The following is a 7308-nucleotide window of genomic DNA, read 5'->3' on the forward strand; positions in this document are numbered from 1 at the left end:
CATGGCCGCGCCTGAACGCACCGTCCGCCGTCTGCGGCTGCGCGCGCCGGGAGAGGCGGCGGTACGCCGGATCCTGCCGACGCTGGAGGATGCCTTGCGCTGCGCGAGCCTGGGGGACGACGGCGGTCGGTTGATCGTCGTGAGGAAGCTGGCGCTGGGGCGTGTGACGGCGGGCGCCAATTCGCAGGCGCTGTCGAGATTGATCGAGGAGAAGGCGGCCGCGGTCTCGCGGCACTGGGTGGCGGCGTCGGGCGATGCCTCAGGACAAGCCATGACGGACGGTGACGATGGCGCCGCGGACCACGCGGGCTGCGTCGTCTTCTCCGGCGTGCTGGAGGCACGCATCCAGTTGGCGGCGCAGTTGCTGCGGGGGCGGCGCGCCGACGCGTGGTACTGGCCGCTCGCGGTGCCCGAGTTCGACGCGGCGCTGCCGGCGCGCCGCAACCTCGCGCGGATCGCCTTCGCGATCGCGCACACGCCCGAGGGCCGCGTCGCGCTGCCGCAGTGGACGGCGGCGCTCGTTCGTGGCGTCGGCGCCGCGCGCGTCGCCGTGTGCTTCGACGAGGACGTGGCCGATCGGCTGCTGGACCTCGTGGGTCTGGCGCGAGGGTCAGGTCATGCGCCTGCCGATGGGTCGTCCCGCTTTGCGCGAAGACCGTCGGATGACGCGGCAGGCGCAGTGGGATCGCCCGAGAATTCATCGAACGCCGCCTCGACGTCCTCAGCGCCATCCATGGCAATGGGCGTCGACGACGAGGCGCTCATGCCGCGCTGGCTGCGCCTTCTGCTGGAGGCCGCCGGAGCGCCACCGCTCGCGACCCTCGGTCGCGACGCGACGTCCCGGACGTCGGGCACCGATCTTCCGCCCGGCCCGACAGCCGCAGGGGCGCTCTGGAATCAGCGCCTCCCCGCCCTCGACCTCCGCGATGACGGCGCGGCGTGCCGGGACGGCTCCGTCGACCGGCCCGATCCCGCGCCGCGATCGACGGCGCCGGACAAGTCGGGATCGACTCCGAACGATGCTCGCCATCGTGGGTCTCCCCGCTCGCCTTCGCGAAACGGGGGTGAGTCGGACGACACACGTGATGCACGGACTCCGTTGCGATCGGACGCCTGGCCGTGGCTGCAGCCGACGCGCTGCGGCGGGCTGCTCTTCCTGCTGCCCGTGCTGGCGAGACTCGGCGTGCCGCAACGCGCGACGGATGACGCAGCGGCCTGCCGCCTCGTGGCGGCAGTGCTCCGCTTGGCGCTGAAGCACTCCCACGCACCACGGGACGATCCGATGTGGCGGCTCGCGACGCCCGACGGGCTCGACCGGTTCGACCGGTTCGACGGACTCGACGCGACGATGGGCGCGGAAGCCCGGACGCGTGTGCCTGCGCCTGCGCCTGCGTCCGTACCTGCGCAGGCAAGGTCGACCGCAGAGGCCGCTGCGGACGCCGAGGCGGCCGCACTGCTGATCGGCGCCCGCCGCTGGCTGCATCGCGCCGGGCGGATCGGGCTGGTGCGACTGGTGCGCCGCCGCGGCCACGTGTGCGCGACGGCCACGCACGTGGACCTGCACTTCACGCTCGATCAATGCGACCTGCGGCTGCGCCGGCTGGGACTCGACCTCGATCCCGGCTGGGTGCCGTGGTTCGGACGGGTCGTCGCCTTCCACTACGGGGAGGATCCGGCATGAACGCGGCGATGCGCCCGGATCCGCATCCACCGGCGGAGGACGTCGATGCCGATGCCGATGTCGATGTCGATGTCGATGCCGATGCCGATGCCGATGCCGATGCCGATGCCAAGTCTCCGGCAGCGACCGCAGCGATCGCCACGATCGCCGAACTCGCCTTCGCACTGCTGGCGCCGACGCCCGAGGAGACACCGGCGATGCGAGCCTCCGGCTCAGGCGGATCGGGCGGATCGGGCGGATCAAGCGGATCAAGCGGATCAAACGCCGCAAGCGCCGAGGCCGCCTGGCTGGCTGCGTGCGCCGCACGGGTCGACATCGATCGCCTGGATGTCGCCATTTGGCTGTCGCATTGGCGCGCCTCGCCGCCACCGGGCGACCGCCGGCTGGTCGCGCTCTCCGCCACCTTGCAGCTGACGCTGGCTGAAGAAGTGGCCGTCGCCATCGCTTGCGCCGCGGAGACGGACGCGATAGCCGCGCGCGTCCTCGCCTGGCTGCAGGCGCCGGTCGGCGGCGCCCGGCCCACGGTGGGCCTGGCGGCGCAGGTGGCCGGCGCGCTCGGCGACGCCTCGGCCCTGTCCGCGCTGGCCACGGGCGCGGCGCGGCGCTGCGGCCTGCTGCACATCGACGACGATCACCGCGCCCTGCCCGAGGCCACGCTCACGGTGCCGCAGCCCATCGTCTTCGCGCTGCCGGATCCGCCGGCGCTGCAATGGCCGGGGCTTCGCATGGGACGCGTGAACGACACGCCGCTGCCGCCCAGCCTGCAGGACGCCGCCCGCTCACGCGCGCAGGCGCTGGGCCGGGGCGCCGCCGCGGTGCTCGTGGTGCGCAGCGGCCATCCGAAGGAAGCCCAGGCCGCCGCCGCCGAAGTCGCCCGTCAGCTGCGCGCCCGCGCCGTGTTCATCGAGGGCGACGTCCCTCAAGGCCTGGGGCCCTGGCTCTGGCTCGCCGCGGCGATCCCGGTCGTCTGCCTCGAGCTCGCCCCGGGCGAGCGCCGCCGCGTGGCCGCGATCCCCGGCTGGCACGGACCGCTGCTGGTCGCCGCCGGCCCGGACGGCAGCATCGAGTTCAACGGCGACACCGCCCCCGGCTGGTCCGTGCCGATTCCGCCGGCGGAAGAACGCACCGCGCTCTGGCTCGACGCGCTGGGCGACGCCGGCTTCGCGCAGGCGCTGGGCACGCGGCATTGCCATGCGGCGGGCCGCATTGCGGAGCTCGGCCGCGCGGCGCGCTTCGAGGCCCAGTCCGCCGGCGCCGAGACTGTCACCCCCGCCCACGTCGTTCAAGCCGCGCGCAGCGGCAGCGCCGGCGATCTCGGCGCGCTGGCCGAGCTGCTCGACGACCCCGTGCCGGACGAGGCGCTGGTCCTGCCCGCGCCGCTGCGCGCCGAGCTCGACGCCTTCGCCGACCGCTGCCTGGCGCGCGACACCGCCGCCCGCGGCCTCGGTCCCGCGATGCGCGCGCGCTTCCGCACCGGCGTGCGGGGACTGTTCGTCGGGCCGTCGGGCACCGGCAAGTCGCTGGCGGTCGGCTGGCTCGCGACCCGGCTGGGCCTGCCGCTGTACCGCGTCGACCTGGCCTCGGTGACCAGCAAGTACATCGGCGAGACCGAGAAGAACCTCGCCCAGCTGTTCGCCCGCGCCGAACACGCCGAGGTGGTGCTGATGTTCGACGAGGCCGATTCGCTCTTCGGCAAACGCACCGACGTGAAGGACTCCAACGACCGCTTCGCCAACGCGCAGACCAACTACCTGCTCTCGCGGATCGAGTCCTATGCGGGCATCGCGGTCCTCACCAGCAACAGCCGCGCGCGCTTCGATTCGGCCTTCACGCGGCGGCTGGACGTGATTGTCGAGTTCCCGCCGCCGGGTCCCACCGAACGCCGCGCGTTGTGGCTGGCGCATCTCGGCGATGGGCACCGGCTCGACGGCGGCACGGTCAACCAGCTGGCGGCCGGTTGCGAGCTGGCCGGCGGTCATGTCCGCAACGTGGTCCTGGCCGCCGCCGCGCGCACGCATGGCGATCCGATCGCCGCGGCGGATCTGCTGCCGGCGCTGGTGGCGGAGTACGGCAAGCTCGGCAAGCCGCTGCCCGCCGCGCTGCGTGCGCTGGCGTCCGACGGGGCCTCGCCGGAGGGGCCATGAACACGGCCGCGCCGCAGGCCCGGACCCCGACCGCCGCCCCGACGCCGGCCGGGCGTCGCGGCGCCTCGAGCTGCCATTGCGCGGAGGGCGCGGAGGGCGCGAGCAGCGAGTCGCCAGTCGCCGGCCTGCCACGCTTCCTCGCGCGCCACGGCGCATCTGGCGCATCCGGCGCGGGCTGCGGCGTCCAGCCCAAGCTCACCGTCGGGCGGCAGGACGACCCGTTCGAGCGCGAGGCCGATGCCCTGGCCGACGCCGTGGTGCGCAACGAGCCGCTGAAGGTGCCCGGAATTCCCGTGCCCGGACTTCCTGGCGCGTCCGGCGAGACACCCGCCGTGCAGCGGCTCTGTGCCGAATGCGCCGCCGAAGCGGAGGCGCCGCTCGACGACGCGCTCGTGCAGCGCAGCGGTTCCGGTGACAGCAGCGCTGCGACCGATGCGCACGAGCCCGCGGCGCTCCCGCAGGCACCCGACGCGGGCAGCCCGCTGCACGCGGGCGTTCGCACGCGGCTGGAGTCCTCGCTGGGCGCGGACCTCGGCGACGTGCGCGTGCACGCCGGTCCCGCCGCCGACGGCATGGCGAAGGCGCTGAACGCCAAGGCCTTCACCCACGGCGAGCACATCTGGCTGGGCCCGCAGCAGCGCGCGGACGACCTGCCGCTGATGGCGCACGAGGTGGCGCATGTGATGCAGCAAGGCAGCGGCCGCGCCCGGCCGGAAGCCGTGCAGCGGGCGCCCGCCGACTACCGCCATCCGGAGGACGGCGGCGGCGTGCTGTCGCGCATGCAGGGCAAGATCAGCGCCGCCAGCGAGGGGCACGAGGACGAGCAGCCCACGGGCGACGCGGCGGCGCGTGCGCACTCGGCGCGCAGCGCGGCCGGCGGCGTGGACCGCGGCGAACTGGCGCAGGAGCGCGGCAAGCTCGAGCCGCAGGCCAAGCCGTCGGTGGACCGGCCGGCACAGGAAGCGCCCAAGGTCGAGGAAGCCGCCGCGCAGACCGAGCAGGAAGCGGACGCCCCGGCCGATCCGCTGGTCCAGGCCGACGGACAGCCGGCGGCCGGAGGGAAAGGCGGCGGCAAGGGTGCCGCGGGCGGGCTTGCGGACGGCGGCGCCGGACAGGCGCAGTCCGCCTTCGGGACGGCGACGGGGATCGCCATGCCGGCGCCGGAGACCCCCGTGGTCGCGCCGGCCGCGGTCAGCGCGCCCACCGACGCGGGCGGCGGGGCCTTGCCCGCCGACCCGGCCGCCGATGCGCAGGTCGCCGGACTCGCCGAACAGGCGCAGAGCCTGCGCGAGCAGAGCGGCCGCATCCGCTCCTTCGCCACCGAGGAACGGCGCAACGCCACCACCTTGCGCGGCAACCTGGCGCTGGTGCGCGGCGGCGTGATGCAGGCCGAGATGGGCGTCTCGAAGTCGCGCGAGCATCTGGCCTTCCGGCAGGAGTTGCTGGGACAGGCACGGCAGGGCCTGGGCGTGTCCGAGGAGAAGGCCGCGACCGTCGCGGCCGAGGCGCCGAACTTCGAATCCAAGGCGGACGAAGGCAAGGCGGAATCGGGACCGATGGCGACCGAGGCCTCCGGCCTGGCGGCGGAGAACGCCGCCAACACGCCCGACGATGCGGAGGCTGCGGCGAACGCGCGCGAACAGGGCGGCGCGATGAATCAGGCCGGCAGCGACATCGGCACGACCGACGACGCGGTCACCCAGACGCGCGCGAAGGCGGGGACCTTGGGCCAGGACGCCGCGCAGGCGCAGCAGCAGAACGCGGTCACGCAGGGCCGGCTGGAGGGCATGGACCAGACGCTGGCGGCCACCGGCGACAAGCTCGGCACGATGGGCGAGCAGACAGGCGCGGCGCGCGGCGAGATGGAAGCGCTGGCCAGCGCGCCGGACGAGCACACCGGCCAGGCCGCCGCGATCGACGACCGCGGAGCGGCGCTGGCCGAGACCTCGAACGAGCTGGAATCGCGCTTGGAGACGGTGCAGGGCGACTATGCCTCCGGCATGGCGGCGGTCCCCGCGCCCGAGCCCTGGACCCGCGAGAAGGTCATCGAGCTCTACGGCGAAGAGGCCCTCGGCGAAGAGGCCGCGGGCGAAGGCACCGGCGCGACCTCGGACCCGACCGTTGCCGCCGACGATGCCGCGCAGGCGGCCGAGGTCGAGGCGCAGGCAGCGATGGAAGCGGGAACAGAAGCTGACGCCGACGTTGAAACGGGAGCGGGAGCGCAAGTCGAAGCAGCGGATGCCGCGCCCGTGGACGGCGGTGACCAGTTGGTGCAGCGCACGCCCGCGGACAGCGGCGAGGTGGAGACACCGCCTCCGCCCCCCTCGCCGCCGCCGCAGGCGGCAGCAGGCGACGGCGGCGCCGCGGACGGTGGTGCGGGTGGCGCCGGTGGCGCTGGCGATGGCGCCGCGGCGGACACCGGCGCAGCGCCGGAAGCCGAGGCGAGCGCCGGCGCGGAGGCGCTGTCGACAGAAGGCGATGCCGGCACGGCAGGTGATGCGGGTGGCGCCGCCGATGGTGGTGATGGCGGCGCGACAGCGGCCGAAGGGACCGGCGGCGCGTCCGATGCTTCGGGCGGTGCCGACGGCGGCGCGGTTGCTGCCGCGGCACCGGCCGCGCCCGCGGCGCCGGAGCGCGAGCGCGTCGACGCCGCCGGCGCGGTATCCGGCGCCCTGCCCGCCTGGCTGACCGGCGTGGAGCCGCCCAACGAGGAAGCCCGCCAGCAGGCGCAGCAGGCCGCCGACGAGCGCCGCGCGGCGCAGATCGCGGACATCGAGAGCCAGACCGAGGGCGGCTTCGCCGCCATGACCGCGACCGACCGCATGGGCTGGGCGCTGCGGCAGACCGGCCGCAACCTGTTCGGCTCGGTGGGCAACATCCAGTGGCCGGGCTTCGGCCATCTCGCGCTGGGCCTGATCGACCCGCGCGGGCCGATGATGGGCGTGGTCAGCGGGCTGGGGATGATGCTCTCCGGCGGCGCCAACCTGCTCAGCGCCGAGCAGTGGCGGCGCGATCCGCTGGGCAACCTGCTGAAGTCGGCGGCCGACATCGCCACCGGCCTGACGATCGTGCTGGGCTCGATCACCGCGCTGGCCGGCGTGATCATCGCGATCATGACGGCGATCACCATCCTGTCCTTCGGGACGGCGGCGCCGGTGACCGGTCCGGTGATCGCGTTCTGCACCACGGTGCTCACGACCGTCGGCGGCTGGACCATCGCCGTCGGCAAGGTGGCGCTGGTGCTGCAGGCGCTGGTGTTCATCAAGAACCTCATCGACGCGGCCTGCGCGCAGACCGCGGCGGAGCTGCAGTCCGAGGCCGACCAGATGACGGAGAACGTCAGCGACGCCGGCAACGTGCTGATGCAGATGGGCATGGCCAAGGCGGGGCAGCTCGGCGGGCGCGCGGCGGCGTCGGAGATCCGCGCGGCCGGCGGCGGCGTGCGCTACGCCGCGCAGATGGGCGCGCGGGCCGGCGTTGGCG

General features: G+C 74.7%; 3 protein-coding genes. All 3 read left to right on the forward strand.

The window, feature by feature from the left end:
* Position 1: 1 nt before the first annotated feature.
* On the forward strand, positions 2–1681 hold the full coding sequence (locus tag AC07OZ_RS20830) for a hypothetical protein (RefSeq protein ID WP_495468982.1): 1680 nt from the start codon (positions 2–4) through the stop codon (positions 1679–1681).
* Positions 1678–3825: an ATP-binding protein gene (locus AC07OZ_RS20835; RefSeq protein ID WP_495468983.1), complete on the forward strand. Its 2148-nt coding sequence runs from the start codon at positions 1678–1680 to the stop codon at positions 3823–3825. Before AC07OZ_RS20830 ends, AC07OZ_RS20835 begins: the two co-directional genes overlap by 4 nt.
* On the forward strand, positions 3822–7308 hold a 3487-nt coding region (locus tag AC07OZ_RS20840), incomplete at its 3' end, for an eCIS core domain-containing protein (protein ID WP_495468984.1). The genes AC07OZ_RS20835 and AC07OZ_RS20840, both read left to right, overlap by 4 nt.

Source organism: Roseateles sp. GW821-FHT09G03 (assembly GCF_059416045.1).

Bases quoted from the DNA above. Each gene is read 5' to 3' on its own strand.
- AC07OZ_RS20830 (WP_495468982.1), top strand. From the start codon at position 2: ATGGCCGCGCCTGAACGCACCGTCCGCCGTCTGCGGCTGCGCGCGCCG.
- AC07OZ_RS20835 (WP_495468983.1), top strand. From the start codon at position 1,678: ATGAACGCGGCGATGCGCCCGGATCCGCATCCACCGGCGGAGGACGTC.